At 68.7% G+C, this 26,492-nt stretch carries 23 protein-coding genes; 13 read left to right on the top strand and 10 right to left on the bottom strand.

Annotation, left to right across the window (positions count from 1 at the left end; genetic code table 11):
* Window positions 1-87: 87 nt before the first annotated feature.
* The 3 genes from ABT360_RS22690 to ABT360_RS22680 all read left to right on the top strand — a co-directional run bounded on the left by ABT360_RS22690 (window position 88) and on the right by ABT360_RS22680 (window position 1,790).
* Window positions 88-633, top strand: coding sequence for a GNAT family N-acetyltransferase (locus ABT360_RS22690; protein ID WP_351819363.1), 546 nt, complete (start codon window positions 88-90; stop codon window positions 631-633).
* 58 nt (window positions 634-691) lie between these two features.
* Window positions 692-979, top strand: coding sequence for a hypothetical protein (locus tag ABT360_RS22685; RefSeq protein ID WP_351819360.1), 288 nt, complete (start codon window positions 692-694; stop codon window positions 977-979).
* Window positions 980-1,055: 76 nt separating this feature from the next.
* Window positions 1,056-1,790: a Mut7-C RNAse domain-containing protein gene (locus ABT360_RS22680; RefSeq protein ID WP_351819358.1), complete on the top strand. Its 735-nt coding sequence runs from the start codon at window positions 1,056-1,058 to the stop codon at window positions 1,788-1,790.
* A gap of 186 nt (window positions 1,791-1,976) precedes the next feature.
* On the opposite strand, the gene ABT360_RS22675 is transcribed toward ABT360_RS22680, so the two are convergent.
* Window positions 1,977-4,751 (bottom strand): transglycosylase domain-containing protein, encoded by a 2,775-nt coding sequence (locus ABT360_RS22675; RefSeq protein WP_351819355.1) that lies wholly within the window; start codon window positions 4,749-4,751, stop codon window positions 1,977-1,979.
* 375 nt (window positions 4,752-5,126) lie between these two features.
* Between ABT360_RS22675 and ABT360_RS22670 the strand changes: the two genes are divergently transcribed.
* The 3 genes from ABT360_RS22670 (at window position 5,127) to ABT360_RS22660 (ending at window position 8,322) form a co-directional block, all read left to right on the top strand.
* Window positions 5,127-5,843, top strand: a complete 717-nt coding sequence (locus ABT360_RS22670) for a PadR family transcriptional regulator (protein WP_351819353.1) — start codon at window positions 5,127-5,129, stop codon at window positions 5,841-5,843.
* Window positions 5,844-5,892: 49 nt separating this feature from the next.
* Window positions 5,893-6,975 carry an inositol-3-phosphate synthase gene (locus tag ABT360_RS22665; protein WP_351819350.1) on the top strand — a complete coding sequence of 361 codons (1,083 nt, stop codon included), beginning with the start codon at window positions 5,893-5,895 and terminating at the stop codon, window positions 6,973-6,975.
* Between the two features lie 72 nt (window positions 6,976-7,047).
* The gene (locus ABT360_RS22660; RefSeq protein ID WP_351819348.1) at window positions 7,048-8,322 is read left to right on the top strand and encodes an MFS transporter; all 1,275 of its coding nucleotides are present in this window, start codon (window positions 7,048-7,050) and stop codon (window positions 8,320-8,322) included.
* Window positions 8,323-8,409: 87 nt separating this feature from the next.
* On the opposite strand, the gene ABT360_RS22655 is transcribed toward ABT360_RS22660, so the two are convergent.
* Window positions 8,410-9,876: a CCA tRNA nucleotidyltransferase gene (locus tag ABT360_RS22655; RefSeq protein ID WP_351819345.1), complete on the bottom strand. Its 1,467-nt coding sequence runs from the start codon at window positions 9,874-9,876 to the stop codon at window positions 8,410-8,412.
* Between the two features lie 207 nt (window positions 9,877-10,083).
* On the opposite strand from ABT360_RS22655, the gene ABT360_RS22650 reads away from it, so the two are divergent.
* The 7 genes from ABT360_RS22650 (at window position 10,084) to trxA (ending at window position 19,767) form a co-directional block, all read left to right on the top strand.
* Window positions 10,084-12,555: a DUF6049 family protein gene (locus tag ABT360_RS22650; protein WP_351819342.1), complete on the top strand. Its 2,472-nt coding sequence runs from the start codon at window positions 10,084-10,086 to the stop codon at window positions 12,553-12,555.
* Window positions 12,556-12,601: 46 nt separating this feature from the next.
* Window positions 12,602-14,776 carry a murein biosynthesis integral membrane protein MurJ gene (gene murJ, locus ABT360_RS22645; RefSeq protein WP_351819339.1) on the top strand — a complete coding sequence of 725 codons (2,175 nt, stop codon included), beginning with the start codon at window positions 12,602-12,604 and terminating at the stop codon, window positions 14,774-14,776.
* A gap of 117 nt (window positions 14,777-14,893) precedes the next feature.
* Window positions 14,894-16,618, top strand: a complete 1,725-nt coding sequence (locus ABT360_RS22640; protein WP_351819336.1) for a protein kinase family protein — start codon at window positions 14,894-14,896, stop codon at window positions 16,616-16,618.
* A 60-nt stretch (window positions 16,619-16,678) separates the two neighbouring features.
* A complete protein-coding gene (gene sigM, locus ABT360_RS22635) occupies window positions 16,679-17,383 on the top strand; it encodes an RNA polymerase sigma factor SigM (protein ID WP_351819334.1) in 705 nt (234 codons plus the stop codon).
* Entirely contained in the window at window positions 17,380-18,273 is an 894-nt protein-coding gene (locus tag ABT360_RS22630; protein ID WP_351819331.1) for a hypothetical protein, read from the top strand. The genes sigM and ABT360_RS22630 overlap by 4 nt, the downstream gene beginning before the upstream one ends.
* 124 nt (window positions 18,274-18,397) lie before the next feature.
* Window positions 18,398-19,372, top strand: coding sequence for a thioredoxin-disulfide reductase (gene trxB, locus ABT360_RS22625; protein WP_351819329.1), 975 nt, complete (start codon window positions 18,398-18,400; stop codon window positions 19,370-19,372).
* A gap of 50 nt (window positions 19,373-19,422) precedes the next feature.
* Window positions 19,423-19,767, top strand: a complete 345-nt coding sequence (gene trxA, locus ABT360_RS22620) for a thioredoxin (RefSeq protein WP_351819326.1) — start codon at window positions 19,423-19,425, stop codon at window positions 19,765-19,767.
* A gap of 77 nt (window positions 19,768-19,844) precedes the next feature.
* On the opposite strand, the gene ABT360_RS22615 is transcribed toward trxA, so the two are convergent.
* The 8 genes from ABT360_RS22615 to rnpA form a co-directional block, all read right to left on the bottom strand.
* The gene (locus ABT360_RS22615) at window positions 19,845-20,462 is read right to left on the bottom strand and encodes a GNAT family N-acetyltransferase (RefSeq protein ID WP_084900672.1); all 618 of its coding nucleotides are present in this window, start codon (window positions 20,460-20,462) and stop codon (window positions 19,845-19,847) included.
* A 319-nt stretch (window positions 20,463-20,781) separates the two neighbouring features.
* The gene (locus ABT360_RS22610) at window positions 20,782-21,885 is read right to left on the bottom strand and encodes a ParB/RepB/Spo0J family partition protein (protein WP_351819323.1); all 1,104 of its coding nucleotides are present in this window, start codon (window positions 21,883-21,885) and stop codon (window positions 20,782-20,784) included.
* Entirely contained in the window at window positions 21,882-22,958 is a 1,077-nt protein-coding gene (locus ABT360_RS22605; RefSeq protein ID WP_351819390.1) for a ParA family protein, read from the bottom strand. Before ABT360_RS22605 ends, ABT360_RS22610 begins: the two co-directional genes overlap by 4 nt.
* 235 nt (window positions 22,959-23,193) lie before the next feature.
* Window positions 23,194-23,904, bottom strand: a complete 711-nt coding sequence (gene rsmG / locus ABT360_RS22600) for a 16S rRNA (guanine(527)-N(7))-methyltransferase RsmG (RefSeq protein WP_351819320.1) — start codon at window positions 23,902-23,904, stop codon at window positions 23,194-23,196.
* 120 nt (window positions 23,905-24,024) lie between these two features.
* Window positions 24,025-24,534 (bottom strand): Jag family protein, encoded by a 510-nt coding sequence (locus tag ABT360_RS22595; RefSeq protein ID WP_351819317.1) that lies wholly within the window; start codon window positions 24,532-24,534, stop codon window positions 24,025-24,027.
* Between the two features lie 13 nt (window positions 24,535-24,547).
* Window positions 24,548-25,786, bottom strand: coding sequence for a membrane protein insertase YidC (gene yidC, locus ABT360_RS22590; protein ID WP_351819314.1), 1,239 nt, complete (start codon window positions 25,784-25,786; stop codon window positions 24,548-24,550).
* 3 nt (window positions 25,787-25,789) lie between these two features.
* Complete coding sequence (gene yidD, locus ABT360_RS22585) at window positions 25,790-26,116, bottom strand: membrane protein insertion efficiency factor YidD (protein WP_073756493.1); 327 nt, start codon at window positions 26,114-26,116, stop codon at window positions 25,790-25,792.
* Window positions 26,113-26,484 (bottom strand): ribonuclease P protein component, encoded by a 372-nt coding sequence (rnpA, locus tag ABT360_RS22580; protein WP_290111070.1) that lies wholly within the window; start codon window positions 26,482-26,484, stop codon window positions 26,113-26,115. The genes yidD and rnpA overlap by 4 nt, the downstream gene beginning before the upstream one ends.
* Window positions 26,485-26,492 lie beyond the last annotated feature (8 nt).

Here is a 26,492-nt window from a genome sequence, read left to right as displayed (position 1 = left end):
CGCACACCGCGACGGGTGTGCGGCTTCGTCGCGTTCGAGAGGTCTGCCCACCCGTCGTTGTCAGAGCCCCGCCCTACAGTGCCGGGTATGGGACGTGACGTGTCGCCGGTGCGCATCGAGGCCTGGTCGGAGCAGGACTTCGGGCTGCTCCACGCCGTCAACGCGCCGGAGCTGATGGAGCACCTGGGAGGTCCGGAGACGGAGGAGCAGCTGCTCAAGCGGCACCAGCGGTATGTGGACCTGAGCGCCGACCGGACGGGAGCGGGGCGGATGTTCCGGATCGTGCTGGAGCCGGCGGGGGTTCCGGTGGGGGTGATCGGCTTCTGGGAGCAGACCTGGGACGGGATACGGGTGTACGAGACGGGCTGGACCGTGCTGGGCGGCTTCCAGGGGCGGGGCGTCGCGACGGCGGCGACGGCGGCCGTCGTGGAGCGGGCCCGGGCTGCGGACAAGCACCGGTATCTGCACGCCTTCCCGTCCGTGGACAACGCCGCGTCGAACGCGGTGTGCCGGAAAGCCGGTTTCGAGCTGCTCGGCGAACGCGACTTCGAGTACCCACCGGGGAATCCGCTCCGCACCAACGACTGGCGGCTGGACCTGAAAGGCCTCCGGCGCGAAGGGCCGACTCCTTAGGCCGATGCCTCGGGCGTCGTCCCGCCGCTGTGCCTGCCGTGGGGAGAGCGGCGAGGGCGTGACGGACCGGGTGGCTCCGCCCGGTGTGGACGACCGGCACCGTGGCGCGACGTATGTCCTGACCGGCCCCGAGGTGCTCACGTCCGCCGAGCAGCTCGCGATCCTCGGTGGTGCGGCCGGACGGGAGGTCGGGGCCCACACCGTGACGCCGGAGGCGTGGAAGGCGTCGGTCGCGCGGTACGTGCCGACCGAGTTCGCGGACGCGCTGCTCGGCCACTGGAGCACCGGCGCGGGGTGCCGGGGGGCGGGCGAGGCTCCGGCCGGTCGGCGCGGGCGTCGGGGGTGAGCCGGAGGCACCCGAGAGCCGGGACCCGGTGGAAATGACCTGGCTGGTCCGGCACGCCCGGTGGCATGCTGACGACGTGAACGGACCGGAGATCCACATCAGCTTCGCGCCCGACCTGGGCCTCTTCGTCGCCGCGCCGCGCCGGGCAGGCCGCTCCGTCGTGGTCACCGACGGGGCGTCGACGCTCGGCCATGTCGTCGAGTCGCTCGGCGTGCCGCTCACGGAGGCGGGCCTGCTGCTGGTCGACGGCAGGCCGGTGACGCCCGCGCACATCCCGGCCGCGGGCGAGCACGTCCAGGTGCTCGGCATCGAGCGTCCGCAACCGGTGCCGGGGGCACCGCTCCGGTTCCTGCTCGATGTCCATCTGGGCACACTGGCGCGCCGGTTGCGGCTGCTCGGCGTGGACGCGGCGTACGAGAGCGAGGACATCGGCGACGCGGCGCTGGCCACCTGGTCGGCGAAGGAGCGCCGGGTGATGCTTTCGCGCGACCGCGGGCTGCTGCGGCGCCGGGAGCTGTGGGCCGGGGCGTATGTCTACAGCGACCGGCCGGACGACCAGCTGCGGGACGTGCTGGAACGGTTCGCCCCGCCGCTCGCCCCGTGGACACGGTGCACCGCCTGCAACGGGCCGCTCACGGACGCCGACAAGGACGCGGTGCGGGGCCAGTTGGAGCAGGGCACACAGCGCACGTACGACGTCTTCGCCCAGTGCACCGAGTGCGACCGGGTGTACTGGCGCGGTGCGCACCACGCCCGGCTGGAGGCGATCGTGGAGGACGCCCTGCGCGAATTCGGCGACGCGGCCGCCTAGGGTCTTTCGTTTGGATCAGGCTGGATCAGACGGTGGCGTCTGGTGCCGTGCATCGCAAGGCGGAGGTGGGGGTCCCCCCGCCGAAGGCAGGGGGAGGAGCCACTGCGGAGCATTGGCGACCGACGACAACGCCGCGAGGTGCGGTGTCCAGGCGTCACGAGCCCAGCAAGATCCGAACGGGAGGCCCTAGCCCTCCGTTCCGCCGAACCAGCCGCCGTTGCCTCCACCGTTTCCGTTGCCGTTGGTGGTGCCGCCGGTGGGTGCCGACGGGCTGGGACTGACGCCGCCGGTTGTGGTGCCGCCGTCGTCCGTACCGCCCGTATCGGTCCCGCCGATATCGGTGCCGCCGTCCTGACCGCCGTCCTGGCCGCCGCTGTTCTGCCCGCCGTCCTCGTTGTTGCAGTCCCAGTCGAACGGACCGCACGAGGGCTCCGCGGGCTCGCTGCTCTGCGACGACTGCGACGGGGTCGGCGACGGGCTCTGGGACGGCGTCTGGGAGGGCGTCTGCGAAGGCGTCTGTGACGGCGTGGGCTCCGGGCTCTTGGCGCCGCCGCCGTACACCGTGTCGGCCTCGAGCTTCTCCGGCTCGGGGAAGGGGATGACCTTGTCGCCCTTGAGCGCCGTGGACATGTACTTCTGCCAGATCTCGGACGGGAACGACGAGCCGTGGATCTTCTTCTGGCCACCGGTGCCGAACATCTCGAGGAACTTGCGGTTCTTATTCGCCGCGTTGTCGTCCATCCGGTACATGTCGATGGCGGTGGCCAGCTGCGGCGTGTAGCCGACGAACCAGGCGGACTTGTTGCCGTCGGTGGTACCGGTCTTGCCGGCGACCTGGCGGCCCGGAATGGCCGCGTTGTTACCGGTGCCCTCGGGGTCCTCGACGACGTCCCTCAGCACGTCGGTGACATTGCTGGCGATGGCGGTGGAGAAGGCCTGCTTGGTCGTGGCCTCGTGCTTGAAGATCGTCTCGCCGCGCTTCTTCACCTCCTTCACGGAGAACGGGTCACGCTGCTTGCCGTTGGCCGCGAAGGTGGCGTAGGCGCCTGCCATACGGATGGCGCTGGGGTCGGAGATACCGATCGAGAAGGACGGCACGTTCGCCCCGACCAGGCTCTCCTTGCGCAGACCGGCCTCGATCGCCGTCTGCCTGACCTCTTCGATGCCGACGTCCATGCCCAGCTGCACGAAGGGGGAGTTGGCCGAGTGGATCATCGCCTCACGGAGGTTGATGTCCCCGTAGCTCTTGTCACCGTCGTTGACCTGGAGCCACTCTTCGCCGTCCTCGTTGTGCCAGACGCTGCCGTCGTACTTCTTGATCTTGAGCTTGTTCTTGCCGTTGTAGTACGTCTTGTCGGGATCGACCGTCCGGCGCTGGTCAGGGCCCTGCACGGGCCCGCCCTGCGGATCACGGACTCCGTACTCCATCGCCGCGGCCAGCACGAACGGCTTGAACGTCGAGCCGACCTGGGCACCGGTCTGGTCCGCGTTGTTGGTGAAGTGCTTGGTCGCGTCGGAGCCGCCGTAGATGGCGACGATCTCGCCCGTCCTCGGGTCGACCGAGGCACCACCGAACTGGACGTGCGTGTCCGTGTCAGGGCGTTCCTCGGGGTCGATGTGGGCCTTCTCGACGTCCTGAACGGCCTTCTTCAGCGCATCGACCTTCTTCTTGTCGAAGGTCGTGTGGATCTCGTAGCCGCCCTGGGACAGCTTCTTCGCCGTGATGCCCACGTCATTGTTGTTGATGACGTACGCCTTGGCCAGGTCCACCATGTACCCCACCTGGCCACCGAGCCGCGCCTCCTTCTTCGGCGGCACGGGCATCGGGAACGTGGTGTATTTGGCGCGCTCCTCGGCGCTCAGGTGCCGGTCCTTGACCATCTCGTCGAGGATCCACTTCCACCGCTTGGTGGCGGCCTCGGTGTTCGCCGCGGGCGTGGCCTTGGGGTCGATGTCCACCGAACCGGCCGGGTCGAAGTAGGTGGCGCCCTTCAGCAGTGCGGCGAGGAACGCGCACTGGCTGGCGTTGAGGTCCTTCGCGTCCTTCTCGTAGTACGTGCGCGCCGCGGCCTGAATACCGTACGCACCTCGTCCGTAGTACGAGGTGTTCAGGTAGCCGGCCATGACCTCTTCCTTGGGCTCCTCCATGCCGGCCTTCAGGGAGATGAACAGTTCCTTGGCCTTGCGGCTGATGGTCTGGCTCTGGTCGTCCAGCATCGCGTTCTTCACGTACTGCTGGGTGATGGTGGAGCCACCCTGGGTCTGCTCGCCCATGGCCATGTTGACCACGGCGCGGCCGATGCCCTTCGGGTCGACACCCCTGTCGTCCCAGAACGTCTTGTTCTCGGCCGAGATCACCGCGTTCTGCATGTCCTTGGGGATCTTGTCGTAGTCAAGGATCTGCCGGTTGATCTCACCACCGGTGGCAGCCATCTGTGAGCCGTCGGCGTAGTAGTAGACGTTGTTCTGGGCCGTCGCGATCTTGACCGCCTCCGGCACCTCCACCATGGCGTACACGACCGCCGAGGCGCCCAAGACAGAGGCCGCGAACCCGAGGGACAGCCCGGTGACGAGCTTCCAGGAGGGCACCCAGCGGCGCCACCCGTACTTGTTGTGCCGGGGGTAGTCGATCAGCCGCTTCTTGCCCGGCTGTCCGCCGCGGCCGCCATTGTGGCCGCCGCCGCCCCGTCGGCCGCCACCGTGTCCGCCAGGTCCCCCGGCTCCGCCGCCGGCGCCCTCGGCACCGCGGCGGCGCCCGCCACGCTGGGCGGCCCGGCGGGCCTCGGCACGGCTGCCGTACACCCGCTCTTCGCCACCGCCGCCGTACGGGTCGGCGGGAGATCCTGCACTGGTTCCTCGCGCCTGAGCCGCCCGGCGGCCCGTGGGCTGCTGGGCGGCTCGCCTGGCCGCGGCACGTCCGCCACCCTGCGGCTGTGGCGGTTTGCGACGGTGCTCGCTCATCGAACGACTACTCCTCGGGCAGGCGAGTACGCCTGGAAGCGGCAGCTGAGTTCCGGTCCCCCCGAAATGGATACGGACCAGCCCTGGCTCGGGCTCATCCGCCATGCACTCAGAACGAGGACGCCGACCGGCGTCGCATGGTTCCCACTGGTGTGCATGCCGCACAGACTACGCACGGTCAAAAACCCCTGAGGACCGAAGTTCATCCCAAATCAGGCAAGTCGTTTACTGCGAATTGACTATGTGACGCCGCTCACCCTAGCCGCCCTTGTCGGGGCTGCCGAGCCGTTCTATCGTCGGGATGTATCGAGTCGATACATCAGCACGGCATAAGAGTCTCGGCGCCAGAACCGGCGAGGCGAAGGAGGGCGATGGATGAGCAGACGCTCCGGCATCCTCGAGTTCGCCGTCCTCGGTCTGCTCCGCGAAGCTCCGATGCACGGATACGAGCTGCGTAAGCGGCTCAACACGTCGTTGGGGATCTTCCGAGCCTTCAGTTACGGGACCCTCTACCCCTGCCTCAAGACGCTGGTCGCAAACGGCTGGTTGATCGAGGAGCCGGGCAGCGCCCCCGAGGACGCCCTCGCCGCCTCGCTCGCCGGGCGGCGCGCCAAGATCGTCTACCGGCTGACGGCCGAAGGTAAGGAGCACTTCGAGGAGCTCCTGTCCCACACCGGCCCGGATTCCTGGGAGGACGAGCACTTCGCCGCCCGTTTCGCCTTCTTCGGTCAGACGGAGCGCGAGGTGCGGATGCGCGTGCTGGAAGGCCGGCGCAGCCGCCTGGAGGAGCGTCTGGAGAAGATGCGCGCCTCCCTGGCCCGTTCGCGCGAGCGCCTGGACGACTACACGCTTGAGCTCCAGCGACACGGCATGGAGTCCGTGGAGCGCGAAGTGCGCTGGCTGAATGAGCTCATCGAGAGCGAGCGGGCGGGGCGGGACCGGCGACGGTCCGACCCCGAGACCCCGGAGGCCGGCCAGGCCCCCGAGGGCCCCGCCGGCGCTCAGCAGGACGACACATCTGGAGAGACGGGCGGCCTGCCCCGGCACGGGGGCAGTACCCGGCCGGATCCGTCCGACGACACCGCAAAGTGAGGCCCTGCGACCCGCAGGGCTTCGAAGATCAACACAGGGAGCAACCGGAATGGGTTCGGTTCGCGTAGCCATCGTCGGCGTGGGCAACTGCGCCGCCTCGCTGGTGCAGGGCGTCGAGTACTACAAGGACGCCGACCCGGCCGCCAAGGTGCCGGGTCTGATGCACGTCCAGTTCGGCGACTACCACGTCGGGGACGTGGAGTTCGTGGCCGCCTTCGACGTCGACGCGAAGAAGGTCGGGCTGGACCTCGCGGACGCGATCGGTGCCAGCGAGAACAACACGATCAAGATCTGCGACGTGCCGTCGACGGGCGTGACCGTCCAGCGCGGCCACACCCTGGACGGCCTGGGCAAGTACTACCGCCAGACCATCGAGGAGTCCCCCGAGGCCCCGGTCGACATCGTCCAGGTCCTCAAGGACAGGCAGGTCGACGTCCTCGTCTGCTACCTGCCGGTCGGTTCCGAGGACGCGGCGAAGTTCTACGCCCAGTGCGCCATCGACGCCAAGGTCGCCTTCGTCAACGCCCTCCCGGTCTTCATCGCCGGCACCAAGGAGTGGGCGGACAAGTTCACCGAGGCCGGCGTGCCGATCGTCGGTGACGACATCAAGTCGCAGGTCGGTGCCACCATCACGCACCGCGTCATGGCGAAGCTGTTCGAGGACCGCGGTGTCCGTCTCGAGCGCACCATGCAGCTGAACGTCGGCGGCAACATGGACTTCAAGAACATGCTCGAGCGTGACCGTCTGGAGTCCAAGAAGATCTCCAAGACGCAGGCCGTCACCTCGCAGATCCCCGACCGCGACATGGGTGACAAGAACGTCCACATCGGTCCGTCGGACTACGTCGCCTGGCTGGACGACCGCAAGTGGGCGTACGTCCGCCTCGAAGGCCGCGCCTTCGGTGACGTCCCGCTGAACCTGGAGTACAAGCTCGAGGTCTGGGACTCCCCCAACTCGGCCGGTGTCATCATCGACGCCCTGCGCGCCGCGAAGATCGCCAAGGACCGGGGCATTGGCGGTCCGATCCTCTCCGCGTCCTCGTACTTCATGAAGTCCCCGCCGGTCCAGTACTTCGACGACGAGGCCTACGAGAACGTCGAGAAGTTCATCAAGGGCGAGGTCGAGCGCTAAGGCTCCGCCCCACTCGCGAAGGTCCCCGTGGCATCTGCCCGGGGGCCTTCGCCGTATGTGACCCTTGCTGCCATGCCTGTCGTACGTGATCTGCGCGTACTCGTGCGCCTGACGAACTTCCGCCGCCTGCTGGCCGTACGACTGCTCTCGCAGTGCGCCGACGGGGTCTATCAGGTCGCACTCGCCACGTACGTCGTCTTCTCCCCGGAGAAACAGGCTTCGCCCGCCGCGATCGCCTCCGCCATGGCGGTTCTGCTGCTGCCATACTCGTTCGTCGGCCCGTTCGCGGGTGTCCTGCTGGACCGCTGGCAGCGCCGTCAGGTCTTCCTCTACGGCAACCTGCTGCGCGCCCTGCTCGCCGCCGGCACGGCGTTCCTGATCCTCGCCTCGGTACCGGACTGGCTCTTCTACGCGTCCGCGCTCTCCGTCACGGCCGTCAACCGGTTCGTGCTCGCCGGGCTTTCGGCCGCGCTGCCGCGGGTCGTGGACGACGACCGGCTCGTGATGGCCAACTCGCTCTCGCCCACCGCCGGCACGCTGGCCGCCACCGCGGGCGGTGGGCTCGCCCTCGTTGTACGGCTGGTGGGCGCCGATTCCGACGCGGCGGTGGTGCTGCTGGGCGCTGGGCTCTACCTGTGCTCGGCTCTGGCCTCGCTACGCATGGGCCGCGGCCTGCTCGGTCCCGACCCGGACGTGGTGCAGCCCCGGTTGGGGGCCGCGTTGGCCTCGACGGCCCGGGGGCTGATCAGCGGGGTACGCCATCTCGCCCAGCGGCGTGCGGCGGCCCGGGCGCTCACCGCGATGACGGTGATGCGCTTCTGCTACGGCGCGTTGACGGTGATGGTGCTGATGCTCTGCCGGTACGCCTGGACGTCGACCGAGTCGGCGGGGCTCGCCCTGCTGGGTCTGGCCGTCGGCATCTCGGGGGCGGGGTTCTTCGCCGCCGCGGTGCTCTCGCCATGGGCGGTCGGGCGGCTGGGGCAGGGCGGCTGGATGGTGGTGTGCGCCGCGTCGGCTGCGGTGCTGGCACCGGCGCTGGGCCTGCCTTTCGCCCCGACACCCATACTGGTGGCCGCCTTCGTGCTCGGGCTCGTCACCCAGGGAACCAAGATCACCACCGACACGGTGGTTCAGCTGGCGGTGGACGACGCGTACCGGGGGCGGGTCTTCTCGCTCTACGACGTGCTCTACAACGCGGCCTTCGTCGGCGCGGCGGGCATCTCCGCGCTGATGCTTCCCCCTGACGGCCGATCGGTTCCGCTGATCATCCTGGTCGCCGTCCTGTACGCGGGTGTCGCCACCACGCTCCTGCGCTGGAGGCGTGGCGACGGGTTGCTGTGGCGCTGAGGAGGGGGGTGTTTCACGTGAAACACCCCCCTCCGCGCCGACGCTCCGCGCGTCATGTTTCACGTGAAACATGACCGGCTCCTCCGCTCAGTCCTGAGCGGCCCACCACTCCTTGAGCGCGGCCACGGCGTCGTCGTGCTCCATCGGTCCGTTCTCCAGACGAAGCTCCAGCAGGAACTTGTACGCATTGCCGACGGCGGGCCCGGGTCGGATCCCGAGAATTTCCTGGATCTGGTTGCCGTCCAGGTCGGGCCGAATCGCGTCCAGCTCCTCCTGCTCCTGAAGCTTCGCGATGCGCTCCTCCAGCCCGTCATAGGCCCGGGAGAGAGCGGCCGCCTTGCGCTTGTTGCGGGTGGTGCAGTCCGAGCGGGTCAGCTTGTGCAGGCGGCTCAGCAACGGACCGGCGTCGCGCACATAGCGGCGTACAGCAGAATCGGTCCACTCGCCGGTGCCGTACCCGTGGAAACGCAGGTGCAGCTCCACCAGGCGCGAGACGTCCTTGACCATGTCGTTGGAGTACTTCAGCGCGGTCATGCGCTTCTTGGTCATCTTCGCGCCGACCACCTCGTGGTGGTGGAAGGAAACCCGGCCGTCCGACTCGAAGCGGCGCGTGCGCGGCTTGCCGATGTCGTGCAGCAGCGCCGCGAGCCGCAGGACGAGATCGGGGCCGTCCTCTTCGAGGTCGATGGCCTGCTCCAGCACGATCAGCGAGTGCTCGTAGACGTCCTTGTGCCGGTGGTGTTCGTCGCTCTCGAGCCGCAGCGCAGGCAGCTCGGGCAGCACGCGCTGAGCGAGGCCGGTGTCGACCAGCAGGCCCAGGCCCTTGCGGGGGTACGCGGAAAGGACCAGCTTGTTGAATTCATCCCGTACGCGTTCGGCGGACACGATCTCGATCCGCTCGGACATCCGCTTCATCGCGTCCACGACCTCGGGAGCGACCTCGAAATCGAGCTGCGCGGCAAACCGTGCGGCGCGCATCATGCGCAGCGGGTCGTCGGAGAAGGACTCCTCAGGCGTTCCCGGTGTCCGCAGGACCCGCTGGGACAGGTCCTCCAGGCCGCCGTGCGGATCGATGAACTCCTTCTCCGGCAGCGCGACGGCCATCGCGTTGACGGTGAAATCGCGGCGGACCAGATCCTCCTCGATGGAGTCACCGTAGGAAACCTCCGGCTTGCGGGAGGTCCGGTCGTACGCCTCGGAGCGGTACGTGGTGATCTCGATCTGAAAGATCTGCTCAGCGTCTCCGACGCGGGCGGACTTCTGCGAGCCCACCGTGCCGAAGGCGATCCCGACGTCCCACACCGCGTCGGCCCACGGCCGGACGATCTTCAGAACGTCCTCGGGGCGGGCGTCGGTGGTGAAATCCAGGTCGTTGCCGAGCCGGCCGAGGAGTGCGTCCCGTACCGAGCCGCCGACCAGGGCAAGGGTGAACCCGGCCTCCTGGAAGCGACGGGCAAGATCGTCGGCGACGGGGGACACGCGCAGTAGTTCGCTGACCGCGCGGCGTTGCACCTGGCTCAGTGCAGTCGGGTTGTCTTCGTTGGCGTTCGGCACAACAGAAAAGGGTACGTCCCCCGGCCCGGGGCGGCGTCCCGGTTTTCGACCCGCCCGGCGCCCTGCTTCCGTGATCTTCCGGGCGCATACTGCTCCGATCATGTGGAGCAGTCCGCGGCACTTAGCCCCGACGGTCCTCGTTACCATGCGTGGACGCAGGAACCGACGAACCACCAACGGCAACAGACGACGAGGACGGGCGAGCGCGTGGCCGAGGCGGCAGACTTCCAGAGCACCGGTCGCTCTCCTGCCCGGCGGTGGCTACGGCGTGCGGCCTCCGCCTTCGTGAGTGCACCGCTTCTGGCGGGCCTGCTGTACGTCCCCTCCGCGCCCCCCGCGTCCGCCGCCGAGAAGGCGTCCCCCTCCCGGACCGTCGATGTGTCCCTGGACACGTTCACGCCCACCACGCCGGTCGAGGGGGACACCCTCACGATCAGCGGCACCGTGACCAATGAGGGCAAGGAGACGGTGAGCGCCGCGCAGGTCGACCTGCGTGTCGGATCCCGCATGGCCAACCGGGGCGAGATCGACGCGGTGGCCAAGCGCACCGGCTTCGCGCCGGGCAATGACGGCGCGGCGCTCGGCGGCCCGTACAGCATCAAGATCCCGAAGATCGCGGCCGGCATCAGCAAGGACTTCAGCATCACCGTGCCGGTCGAGAAGCTGGGCCTCGACGAGGAAGGCGTCTACCAGCTCGGGGTCTCCCTCACGGGCCGGACCCCGAGCGCCTCGTACGACCAGGTGCTGGGCATCGAGCGCACCCTCCTGCCCTGGCAGCCGGAGGCCACCGAGAAGAAGACCCAGCTCACGTACCTCTGGCCGTTGATCTCCTCGACGCACCTGTCCGCGGAGACCGGATCGGACGACCAGCAGACACCGGTGTTCGAAGACGATGAGCTGGCCGCGGAGCTCGCCCCGGGCGGCCGGCTGGAGCGGCTCGTGGCGCTCGGCGCCGAGCTGCCCGTCACCTGGGTCGTCGACCCGGACCTGCTCGCCACCGTGGACGCCATGACCAGGAACTACCAGGTCAAGGACGGTAAGGAACGGATCCCGGGCAAGAACCAGGCCATCGCCAAGCAATGGCTGAACAGCCTGGACAGGGCAGTGCAGGGCGACAAGGTGGTGGCGCTGCCCTACGCCGACCCGGACCTGGCGTCCCTCGCCCACCGGGGCAAGAACGTATCCGGTTCGCTCAGTCACCTCCAGCCCGCCACCGAGGTGGCCGAGAGCACGGTCGAGACGATCCTCCATGTGAAGCCGTCCATCGACTTCGCCTGGCCGGTCGACGGAGCGGTCGACCCGTCGATCATCGACATCGCCACCTCGGCCGGAGCCGACAAGGTGATCGCCCGCAATGACAGCATCCGGGACGAGCTGCCCTACACCCCCAACGCCGCCCGGCCCATCGGCGGCGGGACGACCGCCGTCGTGGCCGACGCGTCACTGTCCACCGTCTTCCAGGGCGACATGACCCGGACGGGGAACTCCACCCTGGCCGTCCAGCAGTTCCTCGCCCACACCCTGGCCGTGACCCAGCAGCAGCCGGGCAAGCTGCGCAGCATCGTGGTGGCCCCCCAGCGGATGCCGACCGCGGCGCAGGCCCAGTCGATGGCGATCGCGCTGCGCGCCCTGTCCGCCCAGCGCTGGACGCAGCCCAGCGACCTGCTCACGGCGGCCGCGGCCACACCGGACGACCGAGCCACGACGAAGATCCCGGGCGCACGGAAGTACCCGGCCAAGCTGCGTAAGCGGGAGCTGCCCGTCCAGGCCTTCCAGGACATGAAGACCACCCAGGACACCCTGGACAACTTCAAGGTCATCCTGACGATGGCGTCCCGGGTGGTGACGCCCTTCGGCAACGCGATCAACCGGGAGATGTCGACGTCCTGGCGCGGCCGGGCCGAGCCCGCCACGGCGTACCGGCAAAGCGTGCAGGTCCACCTGAGGGACCTCACCACCGAGGTCCAGCTGATCGAGAAGTCCGACCTCACCCTGTCGGGACGCAGCGCCACCATCCCGGTGACGGTGCAGAACCAGCTCCTGCAGGACGTCGAGCACCTGGTGCTGCGCCTGACGTCGACCAAGCCGACCCGTCTGAAGCTGAACGGCGGCGACGCCGTGGCCGAGCTTCCGGTGAAGATCGCCGGGGGGCACAGCCAGTCGGTGAAGTTCACGGCGTCCGCCAACGCCAACGGTCCGGTCCCGATGACGGCCCAGCTGTACACGGAGGACGGCAAGCCCTACGGCAAGCCCATGACCTTCACCGTGAAAGTCTCCGAGATCACGCCGACGGTGATGCTGGTGATCGCAGGCGGTTTCCTGCTGCTCGCCCTCGCCGGCATCAGGATGTACACCCACCGCAAGCGCACCGCTGCACGCGAGGCGGAGGCAGCGGACGCGGCGGGTGCGGCGGACGCTGAGGACGCTGAGGACGAGCCGGACGAGCAGGACACGGCGGGAACGCCAGACGCTTCGAGTACGGCGGACGGGCCGGGCACGGTGGGAACGGCGGACGAGCCGGACACCGCTGCCGAATCCGGAACCGGCGCGGAGACGGACCTGGAGGCCGGCGGCACGACTGCGCAGAGCGACGATCCCGAGCAGCCGAGTGACCCGACGCCGGACACCGGAGCGCAAAGCACCGACCCGTCGGGCCAGGGTGAGAAAGTGGACCGTTGAGCGATGTCGTGGCCGGTCGGCCGGGGACGATGAGGTGGGGTAAACCATGAACGCGCCGTACGACGGTGACCGCGGTCAAAGCGCGGGCGGCGGCAGCGCGCCTTCCGGCGAGATGCCCCCCGGGGCGGGCCATGTGCCGCCCCCGGTCCCGCCACCTGCCCCGGATCCGTACGTCCAGCACGCCTACGAGCAGGATCCGTACGGCAGCCAGGACCTGGCCGCCCAGGACCCGGTCGGCGAGGCGCTCTACGACAGAGCGGCACACCCGCCGCCCCCGCCCGGCACCTACGAGGAGCCCCCGCCGCTCTACCAGCAGCCCGCCGCGCCGCAGTACGCACCGGACCCCCGGGTCTGGGCGCAGACCCCGCCGCCCGAGCCCGACGGACCGTCCCGTCACCTTCCTTACGGCGACGACGCCAGGACCGTTCAGTTCACCGGCGTCGACGACCTCGTCACGCACGCCGCCGAGGAGCAGCCCGAGCCGGACGCGTTCGCGCACCTCTACCGGGACCAGCAGGGCCACGGGCAGCCGCCCGCCCCGCAGGAGCCCGAACCGGCACCCACGGCCGCGCCCGCCCCGAAGAAGTCCGGCGGTCGCGCGTCGAGCCTGCTGAAGTCGAGCGCCGTGATGGCCGCCGGCACGCTGGTCTCCCGCCTCACCGGCTTCGTACGCAGCCTGGTGATCACCGGCGCCCTGGGTGCCGCCCTGCTCGGTGACACCTACACCATCGCGGCCACCCTGCCGACGATGATCTACATCCTGACCGTCGGCGGCGGCCTCAACTCGGTCTTCGTGCCTCAGCTCGTCCGCTCGATGAAGGACGACGAGGACGGCGGCGAGGCGTACGCCAACCGGCTGCTGACCCTCGTCATGGTCGCGCTCGGCGTGATCGTCACCCTCGCCGTGTTCGGCGCCCCGCTGCTGATCCGCGCCATGTCGGACACGATCGCGAGCGACGCCGCCGCGAACAGCGTGGCCGTCACCTTCGCACGCTTCTGCCTGCCCACGATCTTCTTCATGGGCGTCCACGTGGTGATGGGTCAGATCCTCAACGCCCGCGGCAAGTTCGGCGCGATGATGTGGACCCCGGTCCTCAACAACATCGTCGTCATCTTCACCTTCTCCATGTTCATCTGGGTCTACGGATCCTCCGCCGAATCCCAGATGGGTGTCACGACCATCCCGGACGAAGGCATCCGGCTGCTCGGCATCGGCACTCTCCTCGGCCTGGTGGTCCAGGCCCTGGCGATGGTTCCGTACCTGCGCGAGGCCGGGTTCCGCTTCCGCCCCCGCTTCGACTGGAAGGGCCACGGGCTCGGCAAGACCGTCAAGTTGGCCAAGTGGACCGTCCTGTTCGTCCTCGCCAACCAGGCCGGTGTCGTGGTCGTCACCCAGCTCGCCACGGCCGCGGGCAAGGCCTCCGGCACGGACGGTGCGGGCTTCCTCGCCTACTCCAACGCCCAGCTCATCTGGGGCATGCCGCAAGCCATCATCACCGTCTCGGTCATGGCAGCGCTCCTGCCGCGCATCTCGCGCGCCGCCCACGACAACGACCCGGGCGCCGTCCGCGACGACATCTCCCAGGGGCTGCGGAACTCCGCCGTCGCGATCGTGCCGGTCGCCTTCCTGTTCCTCGCCCTCGGCGTCCCGATGTGCACCCTGCTGTACGCGTCCAGCGGCACCGAGGCGGCCCGCAGCATGGGCTTCATCCTGATGGCCTTCGGCCTCGGCCTGATCCCCTACTCGGTGCAGTACGTCGTCCTCCGCGGCTTCTACGCCTACGAGGACACCCGAACGCCCTTCTACAACACGGTGATCGTGGCCGGCGTCAACGCGGCGGCCTCAGCGGCCTGCTACTTCCTCCTCCCGGCTCGCTGGGCCGTCGTCGGCATGGCGGCCTCCTACGGCCTCGCATACGCCGTCGGCGTCGGTGTCGCCTGGCGGCGGCTGCGCAACCGGCTGGGCGGTGACCTGGACGGCGCACACGTCGTCCGCACCTACGCCCGGCTCTCCATGGCGTCCGTCCCCGCGGCGGTCCTCGGCGGCGCCGCCGCCTTCGGCATCCTCAAGGCCCTGGGCGACGACGCCTTGGGATCGCTCGCGGCGCTCGTGGGCGGTGGGATCGTACTGATGGTCGTGTTCTACGTCGGGGCACGGAAGATGCGGATCGAAGAGCTCAACGCCATGGTCGGCATGGTCCGCGGCCGTCTCGGACGATAGATACGAGGGCTCGCACAACCATCGTCGGCGACCGCGTGTCGTGCATAGCGCCGGACTGTGGGCACAATTGGCATGGCTGTTGGATGTGGCGCAACGGATGGGGAGGCAGGAACGACGGTGGCGGAACGTAGCACGGCTGCCGTCGACGTGGCCGACAACAGCGGAGAAGACCCGCTGACCGCCAAGGCGGGCAAGGCCGCGAGCGACGGGGTGGCGGAAGCGCAGAACACGGCGGAGCAGTCCGCCAAGGACGGCGACGGCGAGCGGCGGGGCGGCGAGCAGTCCGTCATCACGACGCCCGAGCTCCACAGTGGCCACAAACTCGCCAGACGCTACCGGCTCGAGGAGTGCGTCACCCGTCTGGACGGCTTCAGCAGCTGGCGCGCCGTCGACGAGAAACTGCGCCGGGCCGTCGGGGTCCACATCCTCCCCGCCGATCACCCGAGGGCCCGTTCGGTGCTCGCCGCGGCACGCTCCTCGGCGCTCCTCGGCGACCCCCGTTTCGTCCAGGTCCTGGACGCAGTCGAGGAGAACGACCTCGTCTACGTCGTCCACGAGTGGCTCCCGGACGCCACGGAGCTCACCGCGCTGCTCGCGGCCGGCCCGCTCGAGGCGCACGACGCCTACCAACTCGTCAGCCAGGTCTCCCAAGCCATGGCCGCCGCCCACCGCGAAGGCCTTGCCCACCTGCGGCTCACCCCGAGCGCCGTCCTGCGCAGCTCCACCGGCCAGTACCGGATCCGCGGGCTCGCCGTGAACGCCGCCCTGCGCGGCATCAGCGCCGAACGCCCCCAGCGCACCGACACCGAGGCGATCGGCGCTCTGCTGTACGCGGCGCTGACCAAGCGCTGGCCGTACGAGAACGATGCCTACGGTCTGTCGGGGCTGCCCAAGGGAGTCGGGCTGATCCCGCCGGACCAGGTGCGGGCCGGTGTGCACCGCGGCCTGTCCGAGATCGCCATGCGCGCCCTGGTCAACGACGGCGCGACCGCGTCCCGCCAGGAGCCTCCCTGCACCACGCCCGACGAGCTCGCCAAGGCCGTCGCAGCCATGCCGCGGATCCGCCCGCCGGAGCCCGACTTCCCGACGCCCCTCGAGTACCAGCGCACGACCTACCAGCAGGGCAACTACGGCCGTTCCCCGCGCCCCGGCGTGGCGGCCGCCGTGGCCACGGCGGTCCCGCCGCCCCCGCTGCAGAGCCGTACGGGCAAGGCCCTCAAGTGGGCCGTCTCCGCACTCCTCATCGCCGCCCTGGGCCTGGGCAGCTGGCAGGTCGCCGACAAGTTGCTCGACCAGAGGGGCGACACGAAGACCGGGGACACGGGAACCCAGACGTCTCCGGGCGGTCAGAACCAGAAGAAGCCGCAGAAGCCCCCGCAGCCACTGCGGATCGCCGACGCCGGTGAGTTCATGCCCGGCGGCTCCGGAATACAGGTCGACGAGGTACCGAACGCGGTGGACGACAAGACCGAGACCGCGTGGATCACCCCGCAGTATTTGGGTTACGCGAACTTCGGCAACCTCACCAACCGCAAGCAGGGCAGCGGGATCATCGTCGACCTCGGCAGCGTGCAGAATGTCCGCGGCATCGACGTGACCATGTACCGCGCGGGCCAGAAGGCACAGGTGCTGGCAGCCGACGAGGAAGCGACAGATCCGAGTGGGCAGGATGACTTCCCGCACGTCTTGACGAAGCTCGACACGGTGGGGGACCGGCTCAAGGCGACCGTGGACAAGCCCGTGCGCACGCGCTACGTACTCATCCACATCACCGAGCTGCCGTCCGACGGGACCGGGAACGGCTTCCGCGGCGGAATTTCCGAGATCAAGGTGCTCGGCTGACGGCTGCCGACCGGCAGAGGTACTGCCGAGGGGCGGGAACCGGAGAGGGGAGGTGGCGGCATGACGAGCGGGGCACCCGAGGAATTCAGCGACCAGGATCTCCTGGCACGCCACGTCGCCGGAGATCCGGACGCCTTCGGTGAGCTCGTACGTCGCCACCGCGACCGGCTCTGGGCCGTAGCGCTGCGCACGCTGGGGGACCGCGAGGAGGCCGCCGACGCCGTCCAGGACGCTCTTGTGTCCGCCTTCCGGGCCGCCCACACCTTCCGCGGCCAGTCCGCCGTCACGACCTGGCTGCACCGCATCACCGTGAACGCTTGCCTCGACCGCGCCCGCAAGGCCGCCTCCCGCAAGACGTCACCTGTCGACGACACCGAACGGCTGGAGCAGCTCCTGGAGCCGCACGAATCGGCCGAGGCCCCGGCCGAGCGGCAGGACCTCCACCGCGAGCTGCTCGCCGCGCTCGAGAAGCTTCCCGCAGATCAGCGCGCTGCTCTGGTGCTCGTGGACATGCAGGGCTATCCGGTCGCCGAGGCGGCACGTGTCCTGGACGTGCCGACGGGGACGGTGAAGAGCCGCTGTGCGCGAGGGAGGGCCCGGCTCCTCCCGCTGCTCACTCATCTGCGCGGTGACACCGTGGATAACGATGGTGTGGACCGGGGAAGGAACCGGACGCCAGGGACATCCGTCCCACCGGCGTCGGGACCAAGGGATGCAGGACCGAGCGATCCTGCTGCTGTGAAGGGCGGAGGTGGGCGCGCGTGACATCCACGACCGACACGACTCAGCACCCGGACGTCTCGGAGATCTCCGAACTCACCGAAGGACTTCTCCCTCCGTCCCGGACGGCCGATGTCCGCGCCCATCTGGACAGCTGCGCGCTGTGCGCCGATGTCCGGTCCTCCCTGGAGGAGATCCGCGGGCTCCTGGGGACCCTTCCTGGCCCCACCCGGATGCCGACCGACATCGCCGAGCGCATCGACGCCGCTTTGGCCGCCGAAGCGCTGCTGGATGCCACCGCCCCCGCGGAGACGGCCGAGCATGTTTCACGTGAAACAGCGCCTTCCTCGGTCACCCGGGAGCCAGCTCCTGCCGACCGACCCGCCGGCCATCCGCGGGCTGCCACTGGCCCCGGCCGCGGGCGGCCCGCTCGGCGTCGGCGCCGTACGGCCGTGCTCGGCGCAGTCTTCGGCGCCGCTGCCATGGGCGTGAGCGTCCTTCTCTTCCAGGCGATCCAGACCGGGGACGACCCCGCCGGATCCAAGACGGCGGACACCGCCATCAGCGCCCCCGACAACAGGACGTTCTCCGGTGCAGCCGTGAAGGACCGGGTCGAGGCCCTTCTCACCACCGAGAAGACCTCCCAGTCCCCCCGTACGGAGAAGCAGCCTCCCTCGGTCGAAAACCCGTCGACGATGTCCACCGAAGAGGCCGTGACGGTACCGCCCTGCATCCAGGCGGGCACCGGACGCAGCGATCAGGCACTCGCCGCACAGCCAGGCACGTACGACGGCAAGCCCGCCTATCTGGTGGTCCTGCCGCACGCCACCGACCCGTCTCAGGTCCAGGCGTACGTCCTCGACGCCTCCTGCATCGCCACGCAGAAGAGCACCAAGGCGGACGTGCTGCTGACAGACGCCTACCCTCGTCCCTGACTCACGCCTTCGTGCCGCACGGACGCCTCGGGAATGCACGCCCCGTAGGATCCGTTGGGTGGGGTGAGAGTCCTAGACCGGCCCCCTAGGCAGTAGGCAGTCTGCAGAGACGAGGAAGAAACCCGTGAGCGACGTCCGTAACGTGATCATCATCGGCTCCGGGCCCGCCGGCTACACGGCTGCGCTCTATACGGCGCGAGCCTCGCTGAAGCCGCTGGTCTTCGAAGGTGCCGTCACCGCCGGTGGTGCGCTCATGAACACGACCGACGTGGAGAACTTCCCCGGCTTCCGTGACGGGATCATGGGTCCCGACCTGATGGACAACATGCGGGCCCAGGCCGAGCGCTTCGGCGCCGAGCTCGTCCCGGACGATGTTGTCTCGGTCGACCTGACCGGCGACATCAAGACGGTGACCGACACGGCCGGCACGGTGCACCGCGCCAAGGCCGTGATCGTGACGACCGGCTCCCAGCACCGCAAGCTTGGCCTGCCGAACGAGGACGCGCTGTCGGGCCGCGGCGTCTCCTGGTGCGCCACCTGTGACGGGTTCTTCTTCAAGGACCAGGACATCGCCGTGGTGGGCGGCGGCGACACCGCCATGGAGGAGGCGACCTTCCTCTCCCGGTTCGCCAAGTCCGTCACCATCATCCACCGCCGTGACACGCTGCGGGCCTCCAAGGCCATGCAGGAGCGTGCCTTCGCCGACCCGAAGATCAAGTTCGCTTGGGACAGCGAGGTCGCGGCGATCCACGGCGAGCAGAAGCTCACTGGTGTGACGCTGCGCAACACGAAGACCGGCGAGACCTCCGAGCTTCCGGTGACCGGCCTGTTCATCGCCGTGGGCCACGACCCGCGCACGGAGCTGTTCAAGGGCCAGCTGGAGCTCGACGACGAGGGCTACCTCAAGGTGGACGCGCCATCGACCCGCACCAACCTGGCCGGTGTCTTCGGTGCCGGTGACGTCGTGGACCACACCTACCGCCAGGCGATCACGGCCGCTGGTACGGGCTGCTCCGCCGCGCTCGACGCCGAGCGTTTCCTGGCGGCTCTCGCCGATGGTGAGAAGGCCGCCGAGCCGGAGAAGACCGCCACGGTCTGACGGACTGACCACCTTTCTCCACCCACACCCGCGAAATGAAGGAGGCCGCCGTGGCCGGCGACCTGAAGAACGTGACCGACGACTCCTTCGAAGAGGATGTCCTCAAGAGCGACAAGCCCGTACTGGTGGACTTCTGGGCCGCCTGGTGCGGTCCGTGCCGCCAGATCGCTCCGTCGTTGGAAGCCATCGCCGCCGAGCACGGTGACCAGATCACGATCGTCAAGCTCAACATTGACGAGAACCCGGCCACCGCCGCCAAGTACGGCGTCATGTCGATCCCGACGCTGAACGTCTACAAGGACGGCGAGGTCGCCAAGACCATCGTCGGCGCCAAGCCGAAGGCCGCGATCGTCCGCGACCTGGAGCCGTTCCTCGGTGACGCCGCCAAGGCCTGACGCCGCTGTTTCACGTGAAACACGAACGGCCCACCCCCTCGGGGTGGGCCGTTCGGCGTACGGCCTTTCGGCAGTCCTCACAGTGGCCGCAGCACCGGCTCCTTCTGGACGGCCCCCAGAAGGCGGTCGAGCGCCAGCTCGACGTCTTCCTTCCAGGACAGCGTCGTCCGCAGTTCCAGCCGGAGCCTCGGGTACGTCGGATGCGGGCGCACAGTCTTGAAGCCGACGGCCAACAGGTGGTCGGCCGGAAGGACGCAGGCCGGTTCCTTCCAGCGGGCGTCACCGAACGCCTCGATGGCCTTGAACCCACGGCGCAACAGATCCTTCGCCACGGTCTGCACCATCACCCGCCCCAGGCCCTGCCCCTGGTAGCCGGGCGTGATCCACGCCGTCATGAGCTGAACGGCATCGGGGGACACCGGGCTCGTCGGAAAGGCGGTGGAGCGCGGCACATACGCGGGCGGGGCATAGAGAACGAACCCCACCGGTACCTCGTCCACATAGACCACCCGGCCGCAGGAGCCCCAGTCCAGCAGCACGGCGGAGATCCAGGCTTCCTTCTCCAGCTCCGGTGTGCCGGCCTTTACCGCGGCTTCTCCGCTGACCGGATCAAGCTCCCAGAAGACGCACGCGCGGCACCGTTTGGGGAGATCCGGAAGGTTGTCCAACGTGAGCGGTACGAGCCGACGCCCCATGAAGGCTGTTCCTCACTTCCTTCGCCTGCCGCTCCAAGAGCGGCGGTCAGCGCGCTCCGTTCTCGGAGCAGGCTGCCGATGAACCCGCCGACCGCACCGAGTCCCAGTCCTGCTGTCAGCAGTTGGCTGCGGCTCACCTCTCGCATGCCTGGCTCTCCCTCCGAGGTGGATCGGGCGGATGCGCATACCAGAACGCATCGTATCGATCGGGTGATGACACGCATACGGGAAGCGGCCAAAGGGCGGACCGTGTTCCGGTGAACACCGGAACACGGTCCGCCCTCAAACCTGTGCAATGAGCGCGGAGGAACGCTCCCGCTCAGTCCTCGTCGTCGGCCGGGGAGTTCTCCTCGGCCAGTCCCTTCTCCAGAACTCGCCCCTCGCCAGGGGCCATGCTGCCCAGGATGCGCTCCAGATCCTCCATCGAGGCGAACTCGACGACGATCTTGCCCTTCTTCTGTCCCAGGTCGACCTTCACCCGCGTCTCAAAGCGATCGGAGAGCCGGGTAGCGAGTTCGGAGAGGGCCGGCGAGACCCGCGCGCCCGCTCGCGGTCGCTTCGCCTTCGGCGCGCTGCTGGGCTCCGAGCCCATCAGCGTCACGATCTCCTCCACCGCCCGGACCGAGAGGCCCTCGGCCACGATTCGGTACGCCAGCTTCTCCTGCGCCTCGGGGTCCTCCACGGACAGCAGCGCCCTGGCGTGACCCGCCGACAGCACACCGGCGGCGACCCGGCGCTGGACCGTCGGTGACAGGCGCAGCAGACGCAGCGTGTTGGAGACCTGCGGACGCGAGCGACCGATGCGATCGGCCAGCTGCTCGTGGGTGCAGTTGAAGTCCTTCAGCAGCTGGTCATAGGCCATGGCCTCTTCCACCGGATTCAGCTGCGCCCGGTGCAGGTTCTCCAGCAGGGCGTCCAGCAGCAGCTGCTCGTCCTCGGTGGCGCGGACAATCGCCGGAATGCTGTCCAGGCCCGCTTCACGGCAGGCCCGCCAGCGGCGCTCGCCCATGATGAGCTCATAGCGCTCGGGGCCCAGCTGGCGCACGACGACCGGCTGGAGCAGCCCCACCTCCTTGATGGAGGTCACCAGCTCGGCCAGGGCGTCTTCGTCGAACACCTCTCGCGGCTGACGCGGGTTCGGCGTGATGGCGTCCAGCGGAAGCTCGGCGAAGTACGCAACAGCCGACGTCTCGTCGTCGGCGACCACCTCGGGCTCAGCCACTGGAGGTGCACTGTCGACAGACGCCTGGCTCTGCGGCAGCGTGGCCACCCTTCCGGCGTCCACTCCCCGCTCGGCCACCAGGGACGGAATCGACCCCGGAGAGGTGGACCCCGCCCCGACCGACGGCGTCGGTCGCTCCTGGGGTGCGGCGGGGATCAGCGCACTGAGCCCTCGCCCCAGCCCCCTACGTCGCTCGCTCACTGGATCCCCTCCGACATGCTGTGCTGGTTGTTCTGGTTGCCCATATGGGTGTGCTGGGCGTCGTAGTGGATACCGACTCCCCGCAGGGCGATCTCGCGGGCCGCTTCGAGATACGACAGCGAACCGCTGGAACCGGGGTCGTACGTCAGGACCGTCTGCCCGTAGCTCGGTGCCTCCGAGATGCGGACTGACCGCGGAATGCTGGTCCGCAGTACCTCGTCACCGAAGTGGCTGCGAACCTCCTCGGCCACCTGCGACGCGAGCCTGGTCCGGCCGTCATACATGGTGAGCAGAATCGTCGAGACATGCAGCGCCGGGTTCAGGTGGCCGCGTACAAGGTCGACGTTCTTCAGGAGCTGACCGAGACCCTCCAGGGCGTAGTACTCGCACTGGATGGGGATCAGCACCTCGGCGCCGGCCACCAGGGCGTTGACCGTGAGCAGACCGAGCGACGGCGGGCAGTCGATGAGGATGTAGTCCAGCGGCTGCTCATACGCTTGGATCGCCCGCTGCAATCGGCTTTCCCGGGCCACCAGTGACACCAGCTCGATCTCCGCACCGGCGAGATCGATGGTGGCCGGTGCACAGAAGAGACCCTCGACGTCCGGGACCGGCTGGACCACATCGGAGAGCGGCTTGCTGTCGATCAGGACGTCGTAGATCGAGGGGACTTCGGCATGGTGGTCGATACCGAGTGCCGTGGAGGCGTTTCCCTGCGGGTCGAGGTCGATGACCAGAACGCGAGCACCATGCAGTGCCAGCGACGCGGCAAGGTTCACCGTCGTGGTGGTCTTTCCCACCCCGCCCTTCTGGTTGGCGACCACCATGATGCGGGTCTGCTCAGGCCGGGGAAGCCCCTCGCCTGCACGGCCCAGAGCCTCCACCGCCAGCTGGGCGGATCGGCCAATAGGGGTGTCGTCCATCGGGGGCGGTGTTTCACGTGAAACATCCTCCCCCGCCGATTCGGTACGGGGACCGGGGACCGGATCGGTCATCGGTCCCGCGATGTTGGCGTTGGACCGCAAGGATTCACTCTCCTCGGCTTCAGGCTCGCGATGAACAGAGCCTGCCATGCTTTCGGGGTCGTGAACCAGCGAGGCCCGTGGTTCTGTGGAGAACTCCACCTCTGTGGACAACTCCGTAGCCCGCGTGGGTGGCTTACGGTCGCGCGGCGTGGCAGCCGCGCGACCGCGGCTGATGATTCCCTGCAGCAGTGAGCGACGTTTCACGTGAAACATTGATGCACTCGCCGCAGGGTCCGGGCGTCACGACACTCCGAAATGCGTACGTATGAGGATCAACCAGGCGTCAACGATGGCGTCGGGAGGTCCTGGCCGCCTTGGCTCGCTTGGCGGCGAATCGCACGCCGCCAGGGCTCTCGCCGACCTCCACCCGCACGACGGTCGACAGCGGGTCGACGATGCCTTCGCCGACCTGGAGGACTGAGGTCTCCACGACACCCAGCTTGCTCAATGCGGCCCGGGCGCCTTGGAGCTCTTCCTCCGCCGTGTCGCCCTTGAGTGCCAGCATCTCTCCATAGGGGCGCAGCAGAGGCACGCCCCAACCGGCCAGCCGGTCCAACGGGGCGACGGCACGCGCCGTGACGACATGGACGGGCGGCAGCTTGCCGAGGACTTCCTCGGCACGTCCGCGCACCACCGTCACATGGTCCAGGCCGAGCAGTTCCACGACCTCCTGGAGGAAGTTCGTACGGCGAAGCAGCGGCTCAAGAAGGGTGATCTTCAGGTCGGGGCGGACCAAGGCCAGCGGGATGCCGGGCAGGCCGGCTCCGGAGCCGACATCGCAGACCGTGACCCCCTCGGGCACGACCTCGGAGAGCACCGCGCAGTTCAGCAGGTGCCGCTCCCACAGCCTCGGGACCTCCCGGGGGCCGATCAGGCCACGCTTGACGCCCGCGTCCGCGAGGAGCTCCGCGTACCGGACAGCCTCGGGGAAGAACTCACCGAAAACCGTCCGCGCTTCTTGAGGCGCATGGGGAAGCTCTTCTGCCTCCGTCACGGGAACCGTCCTTCCGTACCGCATGACCGCACTGGGTGCTGATCCCAGTGATCAGTGACTATCAGGCTGACAAGATCGGCCCCGTCTGCGAACAGACGGGGCCGACACTACGAGGGGTGGTCAGGCAGGGAGTACGACGACGAAGCGCTGCGGCTCCTCGCCCTCGGACTCACTGCGCAGACCGGCGGCGGCCACCGCGTCGTGCACGACCTTGCGCTCGAACGGGGTCATCGGCTTCATCCTCACCGGCTCACCGGTGCTCTTCACCTCGTCGGCGGCCTGGGCACCCAGCTCGGCGAGCTCGGTGCGCTTCTTGGCCCGGAACCCCGCGATGTCCAGCATCAGCCGACTGCGGTCACCGGTCTCCCGGTGCACAGCGAGACGCGTCAGCTCCTGAAGCGCCTCCAGCACCTCGCCGTCGTGGCCCACCAGCTTCTGGAGGTCGCGGCTGCCCGAGTCGCTGATGATCGAGACCGCGGCGCGGTCCGCCTCGACGTCCATGTCGATGTCGCCGTCGAGATCGGCGATGTCGAGCAGGCCCTCGAGGTAGTCGGCCGCGATCTCGCCCTCCTGCTCCAGGCGGGTCAGGGTGTCGCCACCCTGGGCGGCGGAGGTGGTGCCTTCCGTCACGGATGGACTCCTTCTACTTCTTGGACGACGGGTGCTTGGGCCGCTGCTGGCCCTTGCGCTGTCCGGTCTTGGCTTGGCGTGCGGAACCACCGGCGGGCTTGGCCGCCTGCGTCGGCTTGGTGTCCTGGGGCTCGTCGGACTTCTCCAGGGACGTCTTCGCCGTGGACTGCTGAGCGCCCCCGGCCTGGCGCTTCGCCTTGGGCTGGCGCTTGGGCTGCTGGCGCCGGGTCGCGGCCGCGTTCTCCGCCTCGGCGGTGGCCGGGTCGACCTTCTGCACGGAACCGTCGGCCTGCGCGGTGAACCCGGCCTTGGCAAGGGCGGTGACGAACTTGCGCTCGTTGTCGTTGCGGTCCGGTCCCTTGGCCACGATGGCCTGGACGACGGCGCGCCGCCGACGACCGCGAACCTCACCGTGGGAGGTGACGCTCTTCACCAGGCGCTGCAGGTAGTGGTCCTGCGCCTTGCTGCCCGGGGTCGGATTCTGGTTGATCACGTACATCTGCTGGCCCATGGTCCACACGTTGGTGGTCAGCCAGTAGACGAGGACACCGACCGGGAAGTTGATGCCCATCACGGCGAAGATGACCGGGAAGATGTACATCAGCATCTTCTGCTGCTGCATGTACGGGGTCTTCACCGTCAGATCGACGTTCTTCTGCATCAGCTGGCGCTGGGTGAAGAACTGCGACAGCGACATCAGGACGATCATGACCGCGGTGACGATGCGGACATCCGTCAGCGAGGCGTTGAGCGCCTCGACCTTGCCCGGGTCGTCCATGAACTTCGCGGCGATCGGCGCGCCGAAGATATGGGCCTCACGGGCGCTGTTCACCAGGTCCTGGTTGAGGACACCGATCGTGTCACCCGAGGCGATCTTCGACAGCACGTGGTACAGAGCGAAGAAGAACGGCGACTGCGCCAGGATGGGAAGGCACGAGGAGAGCGGATTGGTGCCCGTCTCCTTGTACAGCTTCATCATCTCTTCGGACTGACGCTGCTTGTCGTTCTTGTAGCGCTCCTGGATCGCCTTCATCTTCGGCTGGAGCGCCTGCATGTTCCGGGTCGACTTGATCTGCTTCACGAAGAGCGGGATCAGGCAGATCCGGATCAGCACCACCAGGGACACGATCGACAGACCCCAGGCCCAGCCCGTGTCGGGTCCGAAAACCGCCCCGTACAGCTTGTGGAACTGGACGATGATCCACGAGACGGGTGTGGTGATGAAGCTGAACAGACTGGCAATCGTGTCCACTAATCAGGCTCCTTGAGCATTGGGCGAGGTCTCTGCGGCCGGGCTCGTCTCGGCGGAGTTCCCGCCCTTGCCGCCGCGCAGCGCATCGCGCAGCATTTCGTGCCAGCGCGGGCGCTTACGAGGGGGAACATGGTCCACGCCACCCGGCGACCACGGGTTGCACCGCAGAATGCGCCAGGCGGTCAGGGCTGTGCCCTTGACCGCGCCGTGCCGGTCGATGGCCGTGAATCCGTAGTGGGAACACGACGGGTAGTACCGGCAGACGGGGCCGAGCAGCGGGCTGATCGTCCACTGGTACAGCTTGATCAGAGCCAGCAGCGGGTACTTCATCGCGCGCCCCCTCCCAGCAACCGCTGAAGGGCGGCATCCAGGTCTCGGGCCAGCTGTGCATGGTCGGCGTCGCCCGCTCCGGGCAGCGCTCGTACTACCACCAGGCTACCGGGGGGCAGTGAAGGCAGCCGGTCGCGCATGAGGTGGCGAAGTCTGCGCTTCACCTGGTTACGCACGACCGCGCCGCCCACCGCCTTGCTGACGACGAAACCCGCACGTGTCGGGGGAGCGCTCTCCCCTGACGCGTGCGGGTCCGTTGCACCGCTTCTTAGGTGGACGACGAGGAGCGGGCGGCCGGCCCGGCGTCCTCGGCGTACCGCGGTCGCGAAGTCCTCGCGCCGCCTCAGCCGATTCTCGGTAGGCAGCACGTCATGAC

Origin of the sequence: Streptomyces sp. NPDC000229 (assembly GCF_040300825.1) — a bacterium.
Classification (GTDB): domain Bacteria; phylum Actinomycetota; class Actinomycetes; order Streptomycetales; family Streptomycetaceae; genus Streptomyces.
Note: the sequence above shows the minus strand (reverse complement) of the source record. Positions and strands in the feature narration are given on the sequence as shown.